Source organism: Pirellulales bacterium (assembly GCA_036267355.1).
Classification (GTDB): Bacteria; Planctomycetota; Planctomycetia; order Pirellulales; family DATAWG01; genus DATAWG01.
Genome location: DATAWG010000025.1, coordinates 110,421 through 133,803, shown reverse-complemented (window position 1 = coordinate 133,803; position 23,383 = coordinate 110,421). Strand labels below are relative to the sequence as shown.

Here is a 23,383-nt window from a genome sequence, read left to right as displayed (position 1 = left end):
CGCGACGGGCTCCGAGGTGTTTTAACACGCGGCGTCTGCCATTCGCCTCACACCGGGCCGGCGTACAACAAGTCCGGCTCGCTCCTGCCCGGCGAAAAAAGCGCCAATCCGCCCGCGGGATGGTTGACGTACACCACCGCATCGGGCAATCCCGCGGCGCGGCGGGCCAAAATCGCTTCCATCGCCTGCACCGCCGCCACCACCTGCCGATCGGCCGACAGGTCGTTGTAATCCAGCGATCGTGCGGCTTCAAGGCGCCCCGGGCGCTCGGTCTGCGGGCCGCCGAATTCCACTCGGGCCACTTCGCGCACGAACCGCTCGATGGCTTCGAGCCCGTAGCCGCGCGCGGCCCGCTCACCCCACGGCTCGAGAACTTCGGCGTTGTAGTGATGGTTCGGCGTGATTTTGCGCGGCTGGGGCGTGCGGCCTTCGATCGTGCATTCGACACCGCGCCGCCGACCATGGGCGGTCCACACGCCATTGTCGAAGCGGAATTGCACTTCCTGCTCGACATGGCCGGGGAAATTGTCGGGCGTGACCCAGCTCGTGTGAATATCGAACGCCGCCTCGCGGCCGTCGGCGTATTCGTAGACCAATCGCAATTGGGTCGAATCCCAGGTCGGGCCATCCGTAGGGCCGATGATCCCGCGCTGCCCGGTGCAGGCCACGCTGCGCAGGTGGCCGCCGAACGTGAAATCGATCAATTTGATGTAATGCACGGCGACATACGTGCCGGGATTGCGGCCCCAAATCCATTCGACAAATTGCCCCTTCCCGATCGCTTTCGGCTCCAGCAGCGAACAGTAGCCGTGGTTGACATGCTGCAATTCGCCATCGGCCACGAGCGTGCGCATCCGCTTGTGATCGGGATCGAGCAACTTGTGATAGACGACTTTCGCCAGCACGCCATTCTGCCGCGCGAGGCGAACGAGCTCGTCTAGCTCCGCCAGCGACAACACCGACGGTTTTTCCACCAGCAAATGTTTTCCGGCAGCGAGGATCGCCCGGGCAGCCGCGAAATGGCGATCGTCGGGCGTGGCAACGCAGGCAAAATCGAGGGAACCGCCATCGTCGGACCGAGCATCCGATTTCTCAGCCAGGAGCATTTGTTCGATGGCATTCGGGCCATGAAAACTGACGAACGGGCCGATCCGATCACGGGCCGATTCGCGATAGGCTTCGGCCCGATTACCGGTGCGGGTCGCGACGGCCGCCAACTCGACGCCGCAAATGCCGCCGATCGACCGTTCGCACAAGCCGCCGCGATGCAGTGATTCGAAAACGGGGCGATACGTTTCGTCGAAAATCATCCCCATGCCGACCATGCCGGCGCGGAGCAATTTGCCGCATTGCGCGGAGGCGGAAGTTGGTGGTGTTTGCGTGGACATGGGCGCAAGGATATTCGACCGCCGGACGGAAAACCAGCGGCGACACGCGAAACCGCAAGCGCGGTGCAACGCCGTGCGGATGCGATCGGCGGAGAACTCGCCGCTATTCGCCGCAGGTGCGCGATAATTCGCGCAGATACTCGATCGCTTCGTCGAGGTCGGAGCATTCGACCGATCGCTGCCGGCCGCGGCGATCGCATTGGGCCAGCAGCACCAAGTCGTCGTAATTCTCGTCGGCTTCCAAGCGGCGGCGGGCACGGGCTCCCAAGGTGCCGTCGGCCAAGCCATGCCCTTCCATGTGATGCTCGATCAGCCAGGCGGTGCGCGGCGTGACGTGGCCGGCGAGCGCTTCCAGCCCGGCCGCCACATGGTCGTGCGGATCGATGCCTTTGCCGACGTCGTGCAGCAGCGCAGCCAGCAAAAACTCCTCGTCATACGGCTGGGCATCGCAGGCCAAGTCGAACACTTGCAGGCTATGATAGAGCGCATCGCCTTCGGGATGCCATTTCGGACTTTGCCGCACCCGCTCCAGCGGCAACAGCAGCATTCGATAAATCTGAAACCGATCCACCTTCGACTCGGCTTCGAGCACGGCCTGGTCCAAGATGATAGCGGGATATTCGGCCTGCAAAAGCTGCTCGAGTTCGGCGATGCTTGCTCGCTCGATCGGCTTGCCGGTGATGGAACTGGTGAAGGCGAAATTGGCCAGGTTCGTTGCGTAGACGGTTAGTTCGAAGGGGAAGCGATCGGGGATGTGCACGTGCGTGAAGATCCGCTCGTCGCCATGCTTGCGCACCCGCTTGCGTTCGACTTCGTACTCAAGTCCTTCGTCGTCGAGCAAGCCGCTGACGGCCTCGAGGTTGTCGGCGAAAACGTGCAAGTCGATGTCGGAGCCCTGTCGGACATGGCCCGTCAGCGTGCTGCCGATGAGCCGGGGACGATAGGCGCGGAGAATGCGCATTAGCCGCAGAGCCTCGACGCGCATTTCGCGCAGATTTTCGATGCGGCGGTCGCCTTCGTGCAGACGCGCGAAAGTTTGGATCTGGTCGCGGATTTCGCGATTGGTGGGCAGATCATGGGGCTTGACCCAACTGCCGCACAAGCGCCGGGCCGCCTTGAGCTTGGCCCGAAAGTATTCCGATTCCTGCCGACCGTACATGAGCCGGGCGGCTTCCCAGGCAATTTGGCGACGAAGACGATCAGACGGCATCGGCAAGGGTGCCCGGCCGGGTGCTGAAGAAAAGTCCGGTCCGGGGCGATTGCAAAAAGTATAGTGAGCCGCGCGGAGAAGGCAAGCCAGGGGGAGGCTGTGAGGCTTGAGACGGTGAGGCTTTGAGGTACGACAACGGACGACGAAGAGGGCTCACGCGAAGTCGCGGAGTCGCCGGGAAAGAGAGGAGAAGGGATTTGCAGCGATCACAGAAGAGGAAGCTACCTGAGGAAAAAACTCTTCTCTCAGTCGTCTCCGCGAACCCTGCGGCTCCGCGTGAGACTGCTTCGTCTGAACGCCAAGAGGGCTATTTCAGTTCGTCTTTGGCGAGATGGCGCCAGTGAATGTCGCGGATGGCGCCGGTCGTGTGCCAAGTGGCGATGCCGAGCGGCTTCGAGGCGGAAACTTCGCTGCGAATCGAAACCTTCACCTGATCGAGTGGTTGGTCGACCTTTTGCTCCTTGTCGATCCAACAAACAATGCGCACCTTATTGACGCGCACGCGGATCGTATACCAGCGATTGTCGTCGAACTTCATGTCGCTGCTGGTGTTGTTTTCCGAAGCATCGTCGCCATTGATCGAAGACAGGCCCACCAGCCCGCCTCCCCAACCGCCGACGATAAACGTGCACGGATCGTCGCCGACGGGAAAGGTCAGCCCGCAAAAGAAATCGGAGCCGTCGATGCGTTCGGCCTGGAGGCTAATTTCGTAATCGGTTTTCGGGAACGGGCCTTTCCAAGTGATCCCGCTGCAACCCTCGCCCGCGCCGATAATGATCGCGCCATCCTTGACCGAGATTTTGCCTTCGGTGCCGAAATCGCTTTCCTTCCAATCGCCAAGCGACTTGCCGTCGAAAAGCGAAGTCCCATGAACCACGTCGACCGCCGGAGCGGTCGAGTGGTTTTGGGTTGACTTCTGGTTTTGATCGGCCGGCGCCGGCTTTTTGGGCGGCGGAGGCGGCGGCGGCGGAGGCGCCGTGTTGCCTGGCGGTGGCGGCGGAGTCGGCGTGGCCGTCTTGGCCGGAGCCGATGTGCTGCCGTTGGCCGGAGCCTTTGGCGGCGCCGGTGGAGCTGGCGGGGTGGGGGTCTTTGGGGTCTCGGTCTTCGACGGCGCGCTCGTCTTCGGTGGCTCAGGTTTCTTTGGCGGTTCCGGTTTTTTCGGCGGCGGCGGAACGGCTCCCTGATCCGACGGCGATTTCGTCGAGTTGGGGGTCGGCTTCGGAGGAGGAGGAGTCGGCCTGGCGATCACGGGCGGTTTGATATTGGGCGGCAACGTGCTCGGTTCTTCCGTCGGAGGCGGCGGCATCATCGGCCCGGTTTCGGTGGTCGCTGGTCCGCTCGCGGCGGGTGCCGCGCAGTTCGTGCAGCCTGCCGCGCAGGATGTGCAACTAGGCGTGCAGCAGGTCTGGCACTCGTCGCAACAGCGATGCCGCCGACAACAACGCCGCCCGGCCGATGCGTCTTGCGCAATCGCCAGAAACAGCAGTGCCGCCAGCGGAATCGCAACAAGCATTTGTCGCATGTCGAGGTTCCTTCTGGGTTGAAGAAGTGGAAAAAAAGGGGTCAACAACCCAATGCTACGCCGCGGCGTTGGCCGACGCAACCTTTACGACTGCGCAAGATAGGCAATTTGCAGCTGCCTCCCCCGTTGAGGCTGGTCCCGAGAGTGAGCCACACGGAAACGATCCTTAGAACCGCCGAATCTGTTGCGAGAAGTCGGGGCTATTCGGATGGAGCTCGGCCATGTGGTTGATCCGAGCCGTCGATCGCGTTTCGGCAAATGTGCCCGCCTTTTGGATCAGGCCGCGGTCGTACAGCAATCGATCCGAGAGGCCGGGAAAAAGCACTTCGTAATTATAGGGAATTTTATCCGGCAAAACGTGGTTCAGATGGGCGATCAAATTGGTTTCGCAATTGTTGGTCAGCGTGTTGTAAAACTCCGGCTTAACGGAGAGCTGGTTCGCCCGTTGGAGCATATCGACGAATAGCGCTTGGCATTGGTTGGGCGAGAGCTTTGCCCGATAAACGTAGACATCGTCTTTGCGGAAATTCGATCGCAGGCGGATCAGATCGCGTTCGTCGCCGGCAATATAGATGATTTCGTTTTCGTTGATAAAGTTGTAGAGCGGCTGGAACGGCTGCCCGCGCAAACGGCGCACTTCGATCGAAATCGCCAGATAATCCTGACCGCGGAAACCGAAGCTGACGAACGTGTGTGCGACTTTCGGCAGACCCGAGAGCGGAACAAGGATATAGTCCACCGAATCGAGCTTCGTCAGGTCGTAGGTGCGTTCTTCGAAGCGGAGGTCAAAATCGGTGTCGCTGCGATAGTTCGAATCGCGAACGTTGTGAACATGCACCCACGGTCCGTCGAAATCGGCTCCAGCCATCCGCGCCAATTCAGGGGCCCAGTCGCGATCGGCCAGTGGCGTCAAGCGGCAGCCGGTGACGCCCAGGGCTCCGAGCACCGCTAAGATCGGCAGCCAAAATGCAGCGCGCCGCCCCCATGGCGCCGACAAATACGCCGACGAACGCGCCGCCGAATGCCTCGAATTAGGCGCACTGTCGGGCGGGCTAGCGTCCATGCTTGCCGTGGGTTAAAGGCGGGAGCGGGCTGCGGGCCCTGGGGGGACCAATTCTTACCGCGACCGCTTGAAATTGACAATGCAGATCGACAGTCGCGCGGGCGGAATGCGGTCGATTGTTAATTTCGAGAGCATCGGGGTTTTAGAAGATTTGTATCAATGGTGGGTGGAATCGTGTTTTGGCGATAATGCGCGGCATCCATTGTTTTCGACTCAATCGGGCATAGCGCACCACCTTTGACTGCAAATTCGGAGGGGTTGGTGCGGCGAGGGGCGTCGGCCGTGAATTTTTTTCCGTTCTTCGGCGCCATCAAATCGGAGCCACTCAACGACCACATCCGCCGCTATCCGCTTCGCCGAAATTGAGCCGCTTCGCCGCGCCCGAACCTGCTCATCCGCTGCGTTGACGAAATCTGGCTGGAGGGCTACGATCGTAATGGAGATGGTGGTTCGAAAAAGACGCCGCTGGCCATTGGCCGGCAACGACTTGCAACGACATCGCTTTGCCCCACATTGATCTACCGCGACCGCTCCAACCGCTGAATTAGGTCTCGCCAAAGAAAGCAAGGGGGATGATGCGTAGCATGAGCAATTCCCCCAAATCCGATTGATCCTGCGGGCCATTTTTTGTCCCGGCCAGTTTTTATCTCTTACCGTTCGTTTGGAGGGAAGTTGCCATGCCGCTTTTTGAAGTTGAAACCGAGGCTCATATCATCATCACCTGGGCAGCCGACGACGATGCCGCCACGGAAGTCGTCAATGAGGCCTATCCCGGTGAAAGGTTGATCCGGATGACCAAGCGTCCACGCGATACGTGGGTAATCTCCAAGTCGGCCCTTGGGCTGACCGGCCGATACGACCCCTGCAACACTGCCCGCGAATGCCTCTCGAAGGCGTCGGGCGATAAGGTGCATGCCATCCGGCTTTACATGCACGAGACGGGCACCGACCTGGAGCGGGCGCGCAAAGTGATCGAGTCGAACATGGTCATGGGTTGGTAACCCGAGACCGGCGACGATGTGCATCGCCGGCCCTTCGGCCGGCTGTCTAATTGCTGAAATTACCAAATCGATACAAACGGACACATGCCCATGCGCCCCGTGGTGTTGCGCTTCGTGGCAACGATTCTGGCGTTCGCGGCAGCCGGCGCGACGGCGATCTGCGCGGCTGATGCCGCGGGAAATGCACCCGCTGCGGCGCCATTGGTTCAAGCGAACTCGGCCCAACCGGTCCAACCCACGCGGGTCGAATCGCCTCTTAAAACGGTGCCGGGCCGGGATTGGCCCCTGGTGCGCGGCGATGCCCTGGCGACCGGAGTCGCAGTGTCGACACTTCCCGATTCGCTCGAATTGGTTTGGAAATACGCGGTTCCCAAAGGGGCTTTTGCCGCCACGCCGCTGATCGTCGACGGCACCGTGTACATCGGCGATCTCGACGGCGCCATGCGGGCCATCGACTTGGCCAACGGGGCCGAAAAATGGAAGTTCACCGCCCAAGCTGGCTTCAACGCCTCGGCCGCGTATCGTCGAGGCCGGCTTTATCTTGGCGATTCCGACGGCTTGTTTTATTGTCTCGATGCGGCCGATGGAAAAGTGGTCTGGACATTCAAGACGGAAGGAGAAATCGATTCCAGCGCGAATTTCTTTCACGACAATGTCCTCTTTGGCTCACAGGATTCGACGCTTTATTGCCTGGACGCTAAGAGCGGCAAGAAAGTTTGGACGCTGACGACCGCCGATCAAATCCGCTGCCCGCCGACGGTGGTCGACGATCGAGCGTTCGTGGCCGGCTGCGACGGCAAGCTGCATATCATCGACGTGACAAAAGGGGAGTCGGTGGCCACGGTCGATATCGAGTCGCCCACCGGTTGCACGCCGGCGGTGCAAGGATCGGTCGTCTATTTCGGGACCGAAGCGGGAACGTTTTTCGCCATCGATTGGAAGCAGGCAAAAATCCTCTGGCAATGGTCCGACAAGGTGCGCAGCGATGCGCTGCGCTCGAGCGCGGCCCTCACGCCCCAGGCAATCATCTTCGGCAGCCGCGATAAGCGCGTGCGGGCCCTCGACCCCGCCACCGGCAAAGTGATTTGGGAACACGCCACGCGCGGCCGGATCGATTCGTCGCCGGTGGTGGTCGGCGAGCGATTGTTTTTGGGCGCTTCCGACGGCCGCGTTTACGGCTTGGATCGCCGCACGGGAAAATCGGTTTGGCAATACGAGGCCGGCGGAGAATTCACCGGTTCGCCGGCCGTCGCCGACCACCGGCTGGTTATCGCCAGCGAGGACGGGATAGTATACTGTTTTGGAGCGAAGTGACGGTGGCGCTTGAATCGCACCGTGCTCCGCAACCCACCGCCGCGCCACGCACGCTCCCGTCACGTACCCTCCCGCCACGCACTCTCCCGCCACTGCGCAACCCTCCTGCGGTGCTTCCATGACAACCGAAGCGACAAAAACCGAAGTTGGCAGCTATTTCATCGCCAACTACCCGCCGTTCTCGCAATGGACGCCCGCCGCCCTGGCCGACGTCCGGCAAGCGATGCAATCGCCGCCGGCCGATTTGCCATCGGGCCCTGTGCCGCTCGGGCTATATTTGCATATCCCGTTCTGCCGCAAGCGCTGTAAGTTTTGCTACTTCCGCGTCTACACCGATAAAAACGCGCACGAAGTGGAACAGTATGTCGCGGCGCTTTCGCGCGAGATCGAACTAGTCAGCCGGCTGCCGGTGATGGGAGGCCGGCCGTTTCGCTTCGTCTACTTTGGCGGCGGAACGCCATCGTTCTTGAGCGCCAAGCAACTCACGTCGCTTGTGGATCGTCTGCGGGCCAACATCAATTGGAACCATGCCGAAGAAGTCACCTTCGAATGCGAGCCGGGCACGCTTTCCGAGCCGAAAGTGCACACGCTCAAGGATCTCGGCGTGACGCGGCTCAGCCTTGGTGTCGAGAATTTCAGCGACGCCGTGCTCAGCGAAAATGGCCGCGCCCACCTGTCGGGCGAAGTCTACAAATCGTGGAAATGGATCCAAGACGCCGGCTTTGCCAATGTGAATATCGACCTGATCTCGGGCATGGTCGGCGAGACGTGGGACAACTGGCGCGATTGCATCCGCCGCACCATCGAGCTCGGGCCTGACAGCGCGACGATTTACCAGATGGAGCTGCCGTTCAACACGCTCTATTCGCAAGACATCTTGGGCAACCGGATCGAAACGCCTGTGGCCGATTGGCCGACGAAGCGAGCTTGGTTCGACTATGCCCTCGACGAATTTTTGGCGGCCGGCTATTCGGTGTCGAGCGCCTACACGGTGGTGAAAGACAAGAGCAAGGTGAACTTCAGCTATCGCGACAATTTGTGGCGCGGCAGCGATTTGCTGGCCACCGGCGTGGCCAGCTTTGGGCACATCTCGGGCGTGCATTATCAAAATCTGCCCGATTGGCCGCAGTATGTGGGCGCCTTGGATCGGGGCGAACTGCCGCTGGGGCGCGGCATGCGTCCGTCGCCGCATCAACTATTGATCCGCGAAATGATCTTGCAGCTCAAAACCGGCCGCTTGGATGCCGGCTACTTCCGCGATAAATTCGGCGTTGAAATTCTCGACCAGTGGCGCGACGTGTGGGAGCAGCACCAGGCCGACGGCAATTTGGAAGTCGATGGCGACGAGATCCGGCTCACCCGCGCCGGCCTGCTCAACGCCGACGGCTTGCTCCCGCCATTCTTCGAACCGGAATTCCGCGGCGTGCGCTATACGTGATCCGCCGGCGCGTCGCTGCCGTATTCTATTGTTCGACATTCACCGTTGGCCTTGCTACGATCTTGGTTCGGTTGCTCGCGGTGTTTTTTTCTTATCGGCCGAGGCGACGAAGTATGATGGCACTCGATTTTTTCCGTAGCGCCCGCTCTTTGACCGTTGGCGCCGTCGGTTGCATTGCCCTCGTTTTTGCAACCGCCGAGATTGCCGCGGCGCAGGAGTGGACTCGCTTTCGCGGGCCGAACGGGTCGGGGCAAAGCGACGCCACGACGATTCCGGCCCAGTGGACCGAGAAGGATTACAACTGGAAAGTGGAATTGCCCGGCGCGGGGCATTCGTCTCCCGTGCTGTGGGGCGACACGATTTTCGTAACCTCCGCCGACCCGCAAAGCGGGACTCGCTATGCCTTGGCCCTGGCGGCCGCCGATGGCCACACGCTTTGGAAAAAATCATTCCCCGCCGCGCTCTACCATATCCACACGCAAAACAGTTTCGCCACCGGCACTCCGGCCGTCGATGCCAAGCACGTCTATATCGCCTGGGCGACGCCCGAGGACTACCTGGTTTTGGCGCTGGATCACGATGGCCGCGAGGCATGGCGGCATAGCCTCGGGGCGTTCGAAAGCCAACATGGGTTTGGCTGCTCGCCGATCGTCGTCGACGACATGGTCGTGATCAGCGACCAGCAAGACGGCACCGAGGCCCGCACCGGCCAAGCGCCGAAACCCAAACGGCACAAAGGGGGCAAGAACGGAGCAGGTGGCAGTTCCTCAGGCGACGCCGCGCTCGAACCCTCCGGCGACGAAGATGGCCGCAGTTGGATCGTGGCCCTCGATGCCGGCAGCGGCGCCGTGCGCTGGAAAACGCCGCGGCGATCGAGCGTTGTCAGCTACGCCACGCCGTGCGTTCGCCCGACGGCCAGCGGCGGATCGGAACTGATCTACGACAGCCGATCGCATGGCTTCAGCGGCATCGACGTCGCCACGGGCCATCTCAATTGGGAACTGCCTGTGTTCGATCGCCGGGCCGTCGATTCGCCGATTCTCGTTGGCGGCTTGGTGCTCGGGGCGTGCGGCGTGGGCAGCGGCAACAACACGCTGTTCGCCATCCAGCCGGGCGACGCGGGCCATGAACCCAAGATCGTCTATAAGATCGACAAGGCCTCGGCCGCGTATGTGCCTACGCCGGTGGCGAAGGGAAATCTGGTCTTCATTTGGAACGATCGCGGCATCGTCACGTGCATTGACGGCCTAAGCGGCGCAATGAAATGGCGGCAACGCGTCGGCGGCAATTATTCCGGCTCGCCGGTGCGGGCCGCCAACCGGCTCTATTGCATGTCGACCGAGGGCGAGGTGCTGGTGCTGGCCGCAGGCGACAAGTATGAGGAACTGGGCCGCAACCCGCTGGGCGAGGCGACCCGCGCCACCCCAGCCATCGCCGGCGGCCGCATGTATCTGCGAACCGATTCGCATCTGGTGTCGATCGGCGGAAAATAATTTTCCCCACGGCTCTCACCCCGCCACCGACAATCGGCAACGCCGACGGATTCCCTTGCTGCCGCTGCGGGCTCGGCTGCACGGCGGGATTTCTTATGCGGCCTATGCTTTTCGGCCGATAACAGGCGATGGACCGCAATAGGCGGCCGTTGTTGTCGCGCCAACCAAAAAAGTTCTCCAGCCGCCGGCCTGCGCCGATGCTCGTTATCGTCAGCGATCTTCGTCTTGGCGACGGTTCGCTGGCAGCGACGCTTCCTAGGGCGGCAATGGAATTGCTTGCCGCGAAATTAAGGGCGTTGGCGTTCGCCGCATCGTTTCGCCCCGGCGGCGACTATCGGCCGGTCGAGACCATCGACTTGGTGCTGCTCGGCGACATCCTCGATTTGATCGGTTCGGCCCACTGGCTCGCCGGCGACATACGGCCATGGCACGATCGGTCGAGCGCGGCGGCGTTCGACACCCTCTGCCGAATCGCCGCCGACGCGCTGGAGCACAATCGAGCCGCGCTGGAAATCTTGCGCCGGTTGGCCCATCGTCGCGCGATCAGCGTGCCGCGGCAGCGACCGGCGACGCACACCGCTTCAACCGCGGCGGTTCGCCAAACCGTGCCGGTGCGAATTCACTACATGGTCGGCGATCGCGATTGGCCGTTGCATTTGCCAGGAGCAAATTGCGCTCGGCTGAGAGCGGTTGTTGGCGAGCGGATGGGGATCGTCCAGCGGGCAACAGCGGTCTTCCCGCACGATCCGGGCGAAAGCGAATTTTTGTCACAGGCCCTCGCTCGGCATCGAGTGCTTGCCCGGCACGGCGATATTTACGATCCGCTGCATTTCGAAGTCGATCGCAATACCAGTAGCTTGGGCGACGCGCTGGCGATCGAGTTCTTGGGCCGCTTCCAACTGGCGCTGCGCGGGCGGCGCGGCGAATTATCGCCACTGGTGCTGGCGGGGCTCGAGCAGGTGGCCTCCGTCCGGCCGATGTTCCTCGCCTCGGCCTGGATCGACGCCGTGCTCGAACAAACTTGCGAAAGCGCGGATTTGCGGTCCCATGTGCGACTGTTGTGGAACCAACTCCTCGACGAGTTTTTGGAGTTGCCGGCGATCCGCTCGCGCCAAACTTGGAATCCGATTGATCTCGTTGACGCTTTGTCGACAGCGCTGCGATTCAGCCCGCGGCGGCAATCTGACAGCCGTCGTTCGATCGGCTCCCGCGACATCGATTGCTTCCGCGGCGGCGGAAATTCGGCTCAGGAATATTTGGGCCATGCGCGGGCCGAGGACGCCGTTCGCCACGATCGCGTGCGGCACGTTGTTTATGGGCATGCGGCGGAAACGAGCTGCGCGCCGCTCGACGCCGATTTTCCGGCCGAGCGCGCAGTTGCCCATGGCTTCAACGTCGGCTCGTGGCAACGAGCCATCTCGCCGGATGCCGCTTCGGTGACGAACGACACGCTTTCGCTAGTGGCGTTCTATCGCGAGGGCGAGTGCGGCGGGCTGCCGTTCGAAACCTGGAGCGGCAGTTGGCGGCGGCCCAGCGAACGAGTTTTGCGATTCGATCCGCCCCACGCGGCAGTGGATCAATCGTGCCGGCGGATTTGCAGCACGACGCTTTCCGATTCCGTGCCCGGCAGCGGATAGGTGGCCAGCTTCGAGAGCCGGAGGCCGTTCAACAGTCGCCGCTCGCGGGCATCGGCCCGCTCTTCGACCCAAGCCGGACCCTTGAGCACGAGTATTCGCTCGAAGCGGTCCCAATGCGGATTGAACCAAGTCAAGAGTTTCGAGAGCGGGGCAACGGCCCGGACCACGAGCGTGTCGAACCGCAGCCGCTGGATCACGTCTTGGGCCGGGGCGTGATGCACCAGTAGTTTCAGGCCAATCTCATCGACGATGGCCGCGACGGCCTTGGCCTTTTTGGCCACCGAATCGCACAGCGCGACATCCAGATCGGGGCGCAGCACTGCCAACACGATCCCCGGCACGCCCCCGCCGGTGCCCACGTCCAAAACCGATTCGCCTGACTCCAAAAACCGCTCCAGCCATTGGCTATCGACGACGTCGCGGGCCACGAATTTTTCGTAATCGGTGTGCCGCGTCAGGTTGAGCCGCGTGTTCCAATCCCAAAGTCGTTGGCAATATTTTTCCAACAGCGCGATCTGATCGTCGGTCAATTCGATCGCGTGCCGGGCAAGCGCGGCCGACAAGCTGTCGGGATTCGGTGTTTCGGCGTTCGAGGTGTCTAGCGATGACATGCTTCGCAGATCCAACGCGGTCGGTGGCGATTCGCAAACATGGCAAATTCACGAATTTCAACCCGCAACACAACCCCAAATCGGCTTTCCGAGCCACGAGCCACTAACCACGAGCCATTTTCAGACACTCCAACCGCGCCAAAATCTCTCTCAACCGTTCTGCCACCGCGGCCAGATCGGAAAACGTTCGCCCTTCGACGAAAATCCATTGCAACCAGTTGATGCCCGATAATAGTGTCGTGCTGCGGTCGAAAACGCCGACCAAACGGCGTTCGTCGGCCGATAGAGGTCGAACGGATTCGTAGGCGGCCAGACCGGCTTGCCAAACGCTGGCATCGTCGCCGGCCATGCTCCCCAGCAGCCGGGCAACGTCGCCGGCGACATTGCCGACCCGCATTGCGCCAAAATCCACCAGCCCGCTAACCCGGTCGTCTTCGAATAATACGTGATCGTGCCAGATATCGCGGATGCAGGCCTGGAGCGGGACACGTAGCGGTTCGGCCTCGGTGAGTCGATGTCGAACCATGGGCGCAACTTCCTCAAACAGCGGGAGCCAGCGGCGAGCGAGTTGGCCGATCGCGATTCGTGCTGCGTCGTTGCTTGGAACCCCAGCGAGCGACGCCGCATCCACTGCGGCCACGATCGTATGCCAGCGGCCCGCCCGCAAGGCATCGATCTGCTCGCTCCGCTGGCGAATGCCCGGCGACGGCCCCGAAGTCGCGGTGCCGCCGCCGAATTCCGCGGCGGCGATGTGAAAACGGGCCAGGGCAATAAGCGCCGCTTGGAGTTTTTCGGTCCGGCGGAGCGGAAAATAATCGGCCCGGCCGGGGAGCCAGGGCGACAGTTCCCATAGCCGTTGATCGTGCTCGACGAAACTGCTGCCCCGGCGGGTGCGAATCGGCGCCGGCACGATCGAAAAGCCGTGGCGAGCGACGTGTTCGAGCACCGCGTCGATCCATTTCAATCGCGCTGGCCACGCCGGATCGGCCTGCGGCGGCCAACTGCGCAGGCAAAGCACTCCCCGCTGGGTTGCAAGCCGCCAGAACTTCGCCCCGCTGAATCCGCCGGCCCCGCCAAGCGAATCCACGGCGAGCGGCCGGCAGTCGTCGCCATAGCTCTCGAGGATCCAGCGAACAAGCCGGTTCTCGCTCGAAAAAGCCTCGTTTTGTCCCGTGACCGTATCCGTTGCAAACCCCCCTCTTTTTTCGCTTGGCTCCGCCCCGCCAAAATTATAAGCTGATTCAGGGCCCCCATCGTCCGAAAACCTTTGGCGACGGCCTAACCCATCACGCTAACCCCTCACCCTATCCTTGGCCAACCGCGACAACCATTACGAAGCGGCCTTCGAGGAATTCTTGCGCGTGCGCCAGATTCCGTATGTCGCGGTCGACGAATCGCGGCGTACCTTGATGGCCGAAAGCTCGCTAAAAAGCCTCGATTTCATCGTCTCCATGCCGCAGGGAGGCTCTTGGCTGGTCGATGTCAAGGGCCGGCATTTTCCCTCCGGCGAGCAAAAGCAATATTGGAAGAATTGGTCGACACGCGACGATGTGCGGAGCCTGTCTGCCTGGCAGCGATTGTTCGGAGCGAATTTTCGGGCGATGTTCGTGTTCGCCTACGAAGTGCTCGGAGACCGATCGCCGCTGCCGGTCGAACAGTTGTTCGAATTCCGCGGCCGGCTGTACGGATTCGTGGGGCTGGGATTGGAAGAGTATGCATTTCATGCCCGTCCGCTGTCGAGCGCCTGGGACACGGTGGCGATGCCCGCCGCTCGCTTCCGGCAGCTTGCGATTCCCATTCCCGCGCTGCTCGCCGCCGGCTGATCCGCGTGGATGATCGGGGGCGGTGATCGCCGCAAATTTTCTTAACGATTCGCCTATCGCGGGCCGGTCAATAAACATCGACAAGGGGCTTTCCCAATACTTCCGCTCTCGGCGCGATGCCCAATCCCGGTGAGAGCGAGGCAGCCATGCGGCCGCCGGAGCGCTGCGGCGCGCCCTGGGCGGTGCTCACGGTGACGTAGCTGTTGAAATCGGTCGAGCTGAAGAGAAACTCCGGCGGCGTGCTATGGGCCAGGTGCGCAATCGCGGCGGTTACGATGTCGCCTCCCCAACTGTCTTCGATCGTCATCGCGATGCCCATCGCCACGCACAGATCGCGGGCCTGGCGGGCCTTGGTCAGCCCGCCGAATTTGCTGATCTTGATGTTGACGACATCCATCGCCCGATCCTGGATTGCCCGCAGCAGCGTCGACATGCCGTCGATACATTCGTCCAATACGAAGGGCTGCGGCGTTTTGTGCCGAACCGACAAACATTCTTCGTAGCTCACGCACGGCTGCTCGATATAAACATCGACATCCTGCACCGCGCGCACGACTCGCAGCGCCGCATGCGCCAGCCAGCCCGTATTGGCATCGGCCACCAGCACATCTCCTGTTTGTAGCCGGGCGGCGACGGCGTGGATGCGCTCGATATCGGTCTGCGGATCGCCGCCGACTTTCAATTGAAATTTGCGATACCCTTCCTGCCGATACCCGGCCACGCGGTCGGCCATTTCGTCAGGCGATTGTTGCGAAATCGCCCGATAGAGCGGAAAACTTTCTTCGTAGCGGCCACCGAGCAACATCGAGACCGGCAGTCCGGCCGCCTGGCCGAGCAGATCCCAGCAGGCCAGGTCGATCGCGGATTTGACGTAGGGATGGCCTTGCAGCGCCGCGTCCATGAGGCGGTTGAGCCGGGCAAGCTGCGTCGGATCGTGGCCGAGCAAATGCGGCCCCAATTCGGCGATCCCGGCCCGCGCGCCGCTCCCGTAGGCCGGCAAATAAAACGGCCCCAGCGGACAAACCTCCCCATGACCGATCCGTCCGTCCTCGGTTTCGATGCGGACGATGGTGCTGTCGAACACCGAAACCGATTTGCCCCCCGACCAATGGTAGCTTCCTTCGCGGAGCGGCAGATCGACCTGATACGCGGCGATGCGGCGGATTTTCATGGTTCAAGCGATCAGGTGTCGTGTCTGCGAAATAGCGTGCTTTATCAAAGACACTCGCCGGCTTCTTTTCTCACCACCGAGTCACAGAGAACACCGAGTCGACAAAGCCGAGTCGAAGGTGGCATAGGAGACACTACACTAGCGACGATCGGGTCGAGGTTGCCCAGGCCGGCTCGCGTCGAAATTGGCGCCGGTGGCAAGACCACGGCGTGGTTAAAATTAACCCGCAATGCGTGCGAACGCCAGCCCGCCGTTCTACAGGCAGATCCAGGTGATTTTGTTTGACGGCCGCGCGCGGGGCCAACTAGAATGGCCCACGTTCGACGACCCGCCGTCGATTGTCATCGCGCGTGCGGGTGGGGCGGCAAGCTTTCTGCGAGGCGGGTTATGGCTGGAACATTCGGCTCGAAATGCCGGCGCGTTTGCGGTTGCCGGCCCGCGCGCGCCGCCAATCGCATCGCAGAACGCGCATTCCTGTTCCGCGCCGCTCTCGCTGTCGCGGCCTTTGCGTCGATAGCGGTCGTCGTTGCGACGCGCAGCAGGGCCCAGCCGCTAGCCACCGTCGTGTCGAGCACCGACGAAGATTCGGATTCACCGCAGGCGGCGCCCAAAACGTTCGCCGTGCGCAAGGCCGACAGCAAGATCGTCGAGTCGCTCGAAGATTTCCAGCGTTACAGCGCCAAGCGATCGTGGGAACTCGCCTTCCATGCCATGAATTCGATCGATGACGCGGGAGACGCCGGGCTGGTTCCCGCCGGCGACGGTTTTTATGTCCCGCTGCGCAAGCGCGTCGAGCAGTTGCTCTGCAATTTGCCGCCGGAAGGCCGCGACGCCTATCGGCTGTTCAACGACGCCGGCGCCAAGAAGCTTTGGCAGCAATTGCAAGACGGGGGCCATGGCCTGCCGAGCGACGAAGTGGCGACGCTGCGCAAGCTCGTCGATCATTATTTCATGACCAGCGTGGGGGATCTGGCCGCCGATCGGTTTGGCGACGCGCTGTTCGAGCAGGGCAATTTCGCCGCTGCCGAACGGGCCTGGCGGCTGGTGGCCGAAAAATATCCCGACACGCATTTGCCGCTGGCCAAGTTGCAAGTGAAGCGCTGCATCGCTCTGAGCATGTCCGATCGACGCGAGGCGCTGGCCGCGCTCGTGGCGCAAGTGCGCGAAAAATATGCCGATCAGAACGTGACGCTCGGCGGGCGCGAAGTGAACGCGGCCGAATTCGCTGAATCGCTGCTGGCCAAGATGCCCGCCGCGGCGGCTGCGATTCCATCGCCGCAAATTTCGGGTATCGACGGCCAGGAAGCAAGCTTGCCCGCCGCCGCAGAGCCGGCGTGGCAAATTCCCTTCGGCGTCAACGATTTGGCCGGCCAGAACGATCCGCAAACGGGCATGCCGCTGGGGAAATCGATTTTTCGACCAGCGTGCTGCGTCGATCAAAGGCGGTTCTATGCGAATCGCTTCGGCACGGTTTTCGCCGCCGATCTGGCGAGCGGAAAGATGCTCTGGCGGACGGGAAAATTCTCCGATTTCGCCCAGCAGGCGATGCAAGGCCTGCAACAGGGCATTTCGCCCGAAAGCTTCTTTCTCGTGGCGACCGGCGATAAATTGTTGGCCGGCCGCATCGGGTCGAACAATTTGCTCGGCAATCTTTTCGGCGCGACGCCGGAACCATGGCATATCGAGTGCCTCGACCCGGCGACCGGCAAGCCGCTATGGAGCTATCGGCCGACCGAAGAAACGATCGTCTCGGCTCCGTCGATCGTCGGGGATGCCGCCTATTTGCTCGGCATCGAGGGAAACAACTCGATGTACCTTGTTTGCGTCGGTTTGGCCGACGGCAAGCAGCGCTGGACGACTCCGCTCGGCACGCCGCAAAACAACCGCAATTGGCGCGGCACGTACAACTTCGGCGGCCCGAAACTCTTGGCCATTGATGGCGAGCTCTATCTGGCGACCAACTACGGCGCGCTGTTTGCCATCGACCCGGCGACCCATGAAATCGATTGGGCCCTGCAACACGACACGCGACCGGCGTCGAGCAACCAAGGGATGTGGTGGGGCCAAATGACCACCGACACATCCGAATTCGGCAATGCCCTCGTGGGGACCGACGGCGCGTGTTATTTGAAAGACGGCGCATCCAGCATGCTTTATGCCATCGATCTCGCCGCGCCGGCAATCCGCTGGAAACGCCTTCTCGCGGCAGATGACTATTTGGCCTCGATCGATGGATCGACCGCCTATCTGCTCGCAGACGACCTGTCGGCCCTCGATCTGCACACCAAAAAGCTCCGCTGGAGCACCAAGCTGCCGGGCCAAACCGACGCGGCGCGGCTCCTCATTTGCCTGAACCATGTTTTCGTGCCGACCGAGCGCGGAATTTTCGACATCAATCCGGCCAATGGCGACGTGCAACGCATTTTTCGAGGGGCCGATCGCGAGGCGGGCGTGCGGCAATTGATGCCCGCCGGCGACAAGCTGATCGCCATCGGCAATGCCGCCGTGACGGCGTATCCGCTGCGGCGGAGCGCGGCGGCCAACAACCCATCGTCGGCGGCAAAATAGGCGCCGCGGCGCCAAACTCCGATTCCCTAGAAAAAATCACCCGGCAAAATATCCACAGCGCGTTCGGCGGCGGCCGATCCAAAACATCGCATTTTCGATCCGGAGCAAGCCATGAAAATTCCACGCGTGCGGTCGCTTCCCGTCCTTGCGGCCATGCCGTTCCCTTCGATTCGCACCGCAACCATGGGTGCGGCGTCGCTCGCCGTCGCGGCCTTTGCAATCGCAGCATTCGCGAGCGCGGCGCTCGCCGACGAGGGAATCGTCGTTCGCGGCGACGGTTCGGCCACGGCCCGGCCGACGCAAATTGAAATCTCGGCCACGCTCAACGGCGACGCCCCGCTTGCCGCCGACGCGCTCGTGAAATTCCGCGACGCCAAAAAACGGGCCTTCGCCGCCATCGCAGGCCTGAAGAATCCCGACCTGTCGATCGAGCCGGGGGGCGTTTCCGTGGGAGGCGGCGGAAGCGATGCCAACACGCAAATGATGATCATGCGCGGCATGACCCCGCCCAACAACTCGCAAAGCGTCCGCCTTTCCGAAACCAGCCGCATCGTGCTTGCCCACGCCGATAAGCTCGATCCCGACGAGCTGCTGGAAAAAGTGTTGAAGATTCTCGATGTGGCCAAAGATGCCGGCTTCCAAATGGGAACCCCGTCGGCCACCAATATCCTCGAAATGCAAATGATGGGGCGCGAGGGCGGCGGCAACAGCGCGACCGTTTCCTTCAAGCTCCCCGACAGTGTCGCGGTCCGCGAACGAGCCTACAAGGCCGCGATCGACGATGCCAAGGCCAAGGCCCAGCAATTGGCCCGGCTTTCCGGAGCGAAGCTGGGGCGGATCGTCTCCGTGCGCGACGACCCCTCGAGCAAAACCGAATCCAACACCTCGCTCGTGAACTTAATCTACGGAATAGGCAACACAAGCAAGGAATCACCGCCAACGGACAAATCGATCACCGGCTCGAATACCGGCGATCTGACGCTCCGCGTGAGCCTGGAAGTGCAATTCGAGATCGTGAAGTAGGCGGGAGCACCCGCGTCGTGAGTTCGCAGCTATGAAGTTGATCTTGAAATCGATCGCGAAGATTTTCTTGCTCGCCTTGCCGGCGACCCTGTGCGCAGCGCCGCTCCACGGGCAAGAAATTCTCCCCAAACACATCACCCCTCGCGCACAAATCGCCATCAAGCGCGGCCTCGATTTTCTCGCCAAATCGCAAAGCGACGACGGCTCGTTCTCCGCCGGCCAGGATGGCCGCGCCTATCCCGTGGCGATGACGGCGCTAGCGGGAATGGCCTTTTTGGCCAATGGCAACACGCCGTCGCGCGGCCCCTATGCCGAACGCGTCGCCAAAATCGTCGAATACCTCACCGGCAACGTGCAGCCCAGCGGCCTGATCACGGGGCCGACCCAAGAGCAGGGCTATTCGATGTATGGCCACGGCTTTTCGCTGATGTTCCTCTCCTCCTGCTACGGCATGGAAACCAACGACCGCACGCGCGAGCGGATGAAAAGAATCATCGACGGCGCGATCCGCCTTACGGCCAGCGCTTCGTCGAACGGCGGTTGGTGTTACACGCCCGGCAGCGGCGACGAAGGCTCGGTGACGGTGACGCAAATTCAAGGCCTGCGGGCCGCGAGCAATGCCGGCTTTACCGTTCCCAAGGGGGCCATCGAAGGGGGCGTGCATTATCTCGAAATGTGCAAATCGCCCGACGGCGGCATCTGCTATTCGCTCAGCACCGCCGGCTCGGAGGCCCACCTGCCGATTTCCGCCGCCGCCATCGCCACGCTCTACAACGCGGGGCAATACGATTCCAAATTGGCCGATTCATGCCTCGAATACGTAAAAAAGCAGTTCGACCTCGCCAAGAGCTCGTTTCGAAAAGGGGGCGCCTACGGCCATGCCTATTACACGCACCTCTACGCCGCCCAGGCTTTTTATCAGGCCGGCGATAAATATTGGGACGACTATTTTCCCGATGCCCGCGACCAATTGCTGCAAATGCAGTCGGGCGATGGCTCGTGGCCCGGCGACGGCATCGGTCAAACCTACGGCACGAGCATCGCGCTGGTAATCCTGCAACTCCCTTATAAATATCTCCCCATATATCAGCGATAGTGACCTCTACAGAAAGCGCCCACGTGACCACAGCGATTGAAACCGATGACCTTGCCGGCCTGGAGCGACTGCGCGCCGCCCGCGATTCGATCCGCCGGCAAATGGCCGGCGCCATCGTCGGGCAGGAAGATGTCGTCGAGCAGTTGCTCGTGTGCCTCTTCGCCCGCGGCCATTGCATTCTCGAGGGCGTGCCGGGACTGGCGAAGACTTTGATGATCCGCACGCTCGCCGAATGCTTGTCGCTCGATTTCAATCGTATCCAATTCACTCCCGACCTGATGCCGTCCGACATCACCGGCACCGATGTGATGTACGAGGACCGTGGCTCGGGGGATCGGACGTTCAAATTCATCCGCGGCCCGATCTTCGCCAATGTTCTCCTGGCCGATGAAATCAACCGCACGCCGCCCAAAACGCAGGCCGCGCTGTTGGAAGGCATGGCCGAGCGGCAGGTTTCCGTCGGCGGCGAGCGGCACCCCCTGCCGAACCCCTTTTTCGTCTTGGCAACGCAAAATCCGATCGAGCAGGAAGGCACGTATCCGTTGCCCGAGGCGCAGCTCGATCGGTTCCTGATGAAGATTTTGGTGCGCTATCCGAGCGAGGCCGAAGAGCGCAGCATCTACCGGCTCACTTCGACCGGAACTCCGATTTCGCCGACGCCACTTTTGAGCGCCGACGAAATGCTCGCCCTGCAGCGAATCGTCCACCGCGTGCCGGTGAGCGATTATTGCATCAACTATGTCGCGAACCTTGTTCGCTCGACGCGGGCCGGCGAGCCGCAATCGCCGCGGTTCATCAAGGAGTGGGTGCAATGGGGCGTCGGGCCACGCGGCGGGCAATCGCTGATCGCCGCCGCGCAAGCCCGGGCGGCCCTCGACGGCCGGCCCGAAGTCGACGTGAGCGACATTCGGGCGATGGTCGGCGCGGTGCTCCGCCATCGCATCGTGCTCAACTACAATGCCGAGGCCCAGGGCCAGACCGCCGAAACGATCATTCAAAAACTCGTCGATGCGATTCCGCTCGACCGCGCCGCGGAGCATGCCCATGAGCGAATCGGCCACGTTCTTAAAGCCTGAAGTGCTCGCCCGCATCGTGCCGCTCGGGCTGCGGGCGCAGCGCGTCGTCGAAGGCACGATGTCGGGCTTGCATCGCTCGCCGCTGCACGGCGTGAGCGTCGAGTTCGCCGATTATCGCGAATACGTCCCCGGCGACGATCTCAAGCGCCTCGACTGGCGGGCCTACGCCCGCTCGAACCGCTATTACATCAAGCGCTACGAGGAAGAGACCAACTTTCGCGCCACGCTGCTGGTCGATGCCTCCGCTTCGATGCGCTACGGCCGCGGCGCAGCGCGCTCCGCTCAGCCTGCCCAGCCGGCCGCCGGGTTCACGAAATTCTCCTACGCCGCCACGCTCGCCGCGTCGCTGGCGATGCTCTGCCTCAAGCAGCGCGACGCGGTGGGGCTGGCCCTGTTCGACGAATCCGAGCGATCGTGGCTGCGTCCGTCGGCGGCCCAATCGCAACTGCTTAAGATTCTCGACGTGCTCGAATCGGCCCAGCCAGATCGAACGACCGATCTCGGCTCGGTGCTCAATAAGGTCGCCGCGCAGATCAATGCTCGCGGACTGGTGATCCTCGTCAGCGATTTGCTGTGCGATCTCGATGCGCTGTATCACGGGCTCGGCCGCTTGCAGCGCCAGGGGCACGACATCCTGATCTTCCATGTGCTCGACAAGGAAGAAATCGAATTGCCGTTCAACGATTCGGTGCTGTTTCGCGATATCGAGGGGAGCGAAGAAATCTTTGCCGAGCCATGGGCCTTCCGCCAGGCTTACCGCCGCGCCATGGACGACTTCATTCTCGACGTGGGCAACCGCTGCCGCTCGGCCGGCATCGATTACACGCTGTTGACAACCTCCGACGATCTAGCCCATGGGCTGGCCCAATACCTTCATCGCCGCCAAACCGTCGCTGGCCGCCGCATCGGCAAAATCACCGCCCCCGCCCACGACCAACCGCACCCGCACGAACACGTCGCTCCCCTCTCCCCGCCGCTGGACAGCGTGTCGCATTCTCCCCTCTCCCCGCCGCGGGAGAGCGCGTCCCGTTCTCCCCTCTCCCCGCCGCGGGAGAGCGCGTCCCGTTCTCCCCTCTCCCCGCCGCGGGAGAGGGGCCGGGGGTGAGGGGGCGAACCTGCACGAAGATCAGCCAATGACCAAGAACATCAGTCTCGCCGCACGACTACGCCAAAACCAAACCGAAGCAGAAACGTTCGTTTGGCGGCGACCGCGATATTGGAGTCACGAGTTGTTTACCGACTGGGATGCAATCGAAAAAGGCGATCGGGTGGCAATTGCAAGCAAACCACGTCATTTGCACGCAGACCCCTCACCCCCAACCCCTCTCCCCCAAGGGGAGAGGGGAGAAGGCGCGGGCCGCGCAGGGACGCGGCGCTGGCGCTCAGGTGTGCGAAGCCAGCTCACGTCGCCACGAGGTCTGCCGGCTCCCCTCTCCCCGCCGCTGGACAGCGTGTCGCATTCTCCCCTCTCCCCGCCGCGGGAGAGCGCGTCCCGTTCTCCCCTCTCCCCGCCGCGGGAGAGGGGCCGGGGGTGAGGGGGCGAACCCACAAAGATCACCAAATGACCAAGAACATCAATCTCGCCGCACGACTACGCCAAAACCAAACCGAAGCAGAAACGTTCGTTTGGCAGCGGCTCCGAAACCGCCGTTTTGCAAACTTCAAATTTCGTCGCCAGGTGCCGCTTGGGTCATATGTCGTTGACTTCGTTTGTTTGCGGCATCGTGTCATCGTCGAGTTGGACGGCGGCCAGCACAACGAAGAGTCGCACAAGAGGCACGATTCTCGACGCGACGATTGGCTGCGCTCGCAAGGATTCGCGGTGCTCCGGTATTGGAACCACGAGGTGTTTACCGAATGGGATACAATCGAAGAAGCGATCTGGCGGCAACTGAATACGAACCCTTCACCTGCACGCAAACCCCTCACCCCCAACCCCTCTCCCGCAA

Annotated in this window: 18 protein-coding genes; 11 read left to right on the top strand and 7 right to left on the bottom strand. The window is 62.1% G+C overall.

Annotated elements, in window-relative coordinates:
- Window positions 1-47: 47 nt before the first annotated feature.
- The 4 genes from VHX65_04305 to VHX65_04290 all read right to left on the bottom strand — a co-directional run bounded on the left by VHX65_04305 (window position 48) and on the right by VHX65_04290 (window position 5,066).
- Window positions 48-1,388 carry a Gfo/Idh/MocA family oxidoreductase gene (locus VHX65_04305; protein HEX3997757.1) on the bottom strand — a complete coding sequence of 447 codons (1,341 nt, stop codon included), beginning with the start codon at window positions 1,386-1,388 and terminating at the stop codon, window positions 48-50.
- Between the two features lie 103 nt (window positions 1,389-1,491).
- Window positions 1,492-2,598, bottom strand: coding sequence for an HD domain-containing protein (locus VHX65_04300; protein ID HEX3997756.1), 1,107 nt, complete (start codon window positions 2,596-2,598; stop codon window positions 1,492-1,494).
- A 307-nt stretch (window positions 2,599-2,905) separates the two neighbouring features.
- Complete coding sequence (locus VHX65_04295) at window positions 2,906-4,120, bottom strand: DUF1080 domain-containing protein (GenBank protein HEX3997755.1); 1,215 nt, start codon at window positions 4,118-4,120, stop codon at window positions 2,906-2,908.
- A gap of 166 nt (window positions 4,121-4,286) precedes the next feature.
- The gene (locus tag VHX65_04290; protein ID HEX3997754.1) at window positions 4,287-5,066 is read right to left on the bottom strand and encodes a DUF4105 domain-containing protein; all 780 of its coding nucleotides are present in this window, start codon (window positions 5,064-5,066) and stop codon (window positions 4,287-4,289) included.
- Window positions 5,067-5,860: 794 nt separating this feature from the next.
- On the opposite strand from VHX65_04290, the gene VHX65_04285 reads away from it, so the two are divergent.
- The 5 genes from VHX65_04285 (at window position 5,861) to VHX65_04265 (ending at window position 12,066) form a co-directional block, all read left to right on the top strand.
- The gene (locus tag VHX65_04285) at window positions 5,861-6,184 is read left to right on the top strand and encodes a DUF6793 family protein (GenBank protein HEX3997753.1); all 324 of its coding nucleotides are present in this window, start codon (window positions 5,861-5,863) and stop codon (window positions 6,182-6,184) included.
- Window positions 6,185-6,268: 84 nt separating this feature from the next.
- Complete coding sequence (locus VHX65_04280; GenBank protein HEX3997752.1) at window positions 6,269-7,498, top strand: PQQ-binding-like beta-propeller repeat protein; 1,230 nt, start codon at window positions 6,269-6,271, stop codon at window positions 7,496-7,498.
- A gap of 118 nt (window positions 7,499-7,616) precedes the next feature.
- Complete coding sequence (locus VHX65_04275) at window positions 7,617-8,936, top strand: coproporphyrinogen-III oxidase family protein (protein ID HEX3997751.1); 1,320 nt, start codon at window positions 7,617-7,619, stop codon at window positions 8,934-8,936.
- Window positions 8,937-9,049: 113 nt separating this feature from the next.
- A complete protein-coding gene (locus tag VHX65_04270) occupies window positions 9,050-10,429 on the top strand; it encodes a PQQ-binding-like beta-propeller repeat protein (GenBank protein ID HEX3997750.1) in 1,380 nt (459 codons plus the stop codon).
- A 152-nt stretch (window positions 10,430-10,581) separates the two neighbouring features.
- Window positions 10,582-12,066 (top strand): hypothetical protein, encoded by a 1,485-nt coding sequence (locus VHX65_04265; GenBank protein HEX3997749.1) that lies wholly within the window; start codon window positions 10,582-10,584, stop codon window positions 12,064-12,066.
- Here VHX65_04265 and rsmG read toward each other — a convergent pair.
- Together rsmG and VHX65_04255 are read right to left on the bottom strand one after the other, a co-directional pair.
- Window positions 12,006-12,677 (bottom strand): 16S rRNA (guanine(527)-N(7))-methyltransferase RsmG, encoded by a 672-nt coding sequence (gene rsmG, locus VHX65_04260; GenBank protein HEX3997748.1) that lies wholly within the window; start codon window positions 12,675-12,677, stop codon window positions 12,006-12,008. The genes VHX65_04265 and rsmG overlap by 61 nt on opposite strands.
- Before the next feature lie 103 nt (window positions 12,678-12,780).
- A complete protein-coding gene (locus VHX65_04255) occupies window positions 12,781-13,764 on the bottom strand; it encodes a phosphotransferase (protein HEX3997747.1) in 984 nt (327 codons plus the stop codon).
- A 223-nt stretch (window positions 13,765-13,987) separates the two neighbouring features.
- On the opposite strand from VHX65_04255, the gene VHX65_04250 reads away from it, so the two are divergent.
- Window positions 13,988-14,500 (top strand): HYExAFE family protein, encoded by a 513-nt coding sequence (locus VHX65_04250; GenBank protein ID HEX3997746.1) that lies wholly within the window; start codon window positions 13,988-13,990, stop codon window positions 14,498-14,500.
- Between the two features lie 67 nt (window positions 14,501-14,567).
- On the opposite strand, the gene VHX65_04245 is transcribed toward VHX65_04250, so the two are convergent.
- Window positions 14,568-15,671: a cis-3-hydroxy-L-proline dehydratase gene (locus tag VHX65_04245; protein ID HEX3997745.1), complete on the bottom strand. Its 1,104-nt coding sequence runs from the start codon at window positions 15,669-15,671 to the stop codon at window positions 14,568-14,570.
- 387 nt (window positions 15,672-16,058) lie between these two features.
- Between VHX65_04245 and VHX65_04240 the strand changes: the two genes are divergently transcribed.
- From VHX65_04240 to VHX65_04220, 5 genes are all read left to right on the top strand, one after another.
- Window positions 16,059-18,239, top strand: a complete 2,181-nt coding sequence (locus VHX65_04240; protein HEX3997744.1) for a PQQ-binding-like beta-propeller repeat protein — start codon at window positions 16,059-16,061, stop codon at window positions 18,237-18,239.
- A gap of 111 nt (window positions 18,240-18,350) precedes the next feature.
- On the top strand, window positions 18,351-19,262 hold the full coding sequence (locus VHX65_04235) for an SIMPL domain-containing protein (GenBank protein ID HEX3997743.1): 912 nt from the start codon (window positions 18,351-18,353) through the stop codon (window positions 19,260-19,262).
- A gap of 31 nt (window positions 19,263-19,293) precedes the next feature.
- On the top strand, window positions 19,294-20,358 hold the full coding sequence (locus tag VHX65_04230; protein ID HEX3997742.1) for a prenyltransferase/squalene oxidase repeat-containing protein: 1,065 nt from the start codon (window positions 19,294-19,296) through the stop codon (window positions 20,356-20,358).
- 23 nt (window positions 20,359-20,381) lie between these two features.
- Complete coding sequence (locus VHX65_04225; GenBank protein HEX3997741.1) at window positions 20,382-21,434, top strand: AAA family ATPase; 1,053 nt, start codon at window positions 20,382-20,384, stop codon at window positions 21,432-21,434.
- Entirely contained in the window at window positions 21,403-22,539 is a 1,137-nt protein-coding gene (locus VHX65_04220; GenBank protein HEX3997740.1) for a DUF58 domain-containing protein, read from the top strand. The genes VHX65_04225 and VHX65_04220 overlap by 32 nt, the downstream gene beginning before the upstream one ends.
- The last annotated feature ends 844 nt before the right edge of the window (window positions 22,540-23,383 follow it).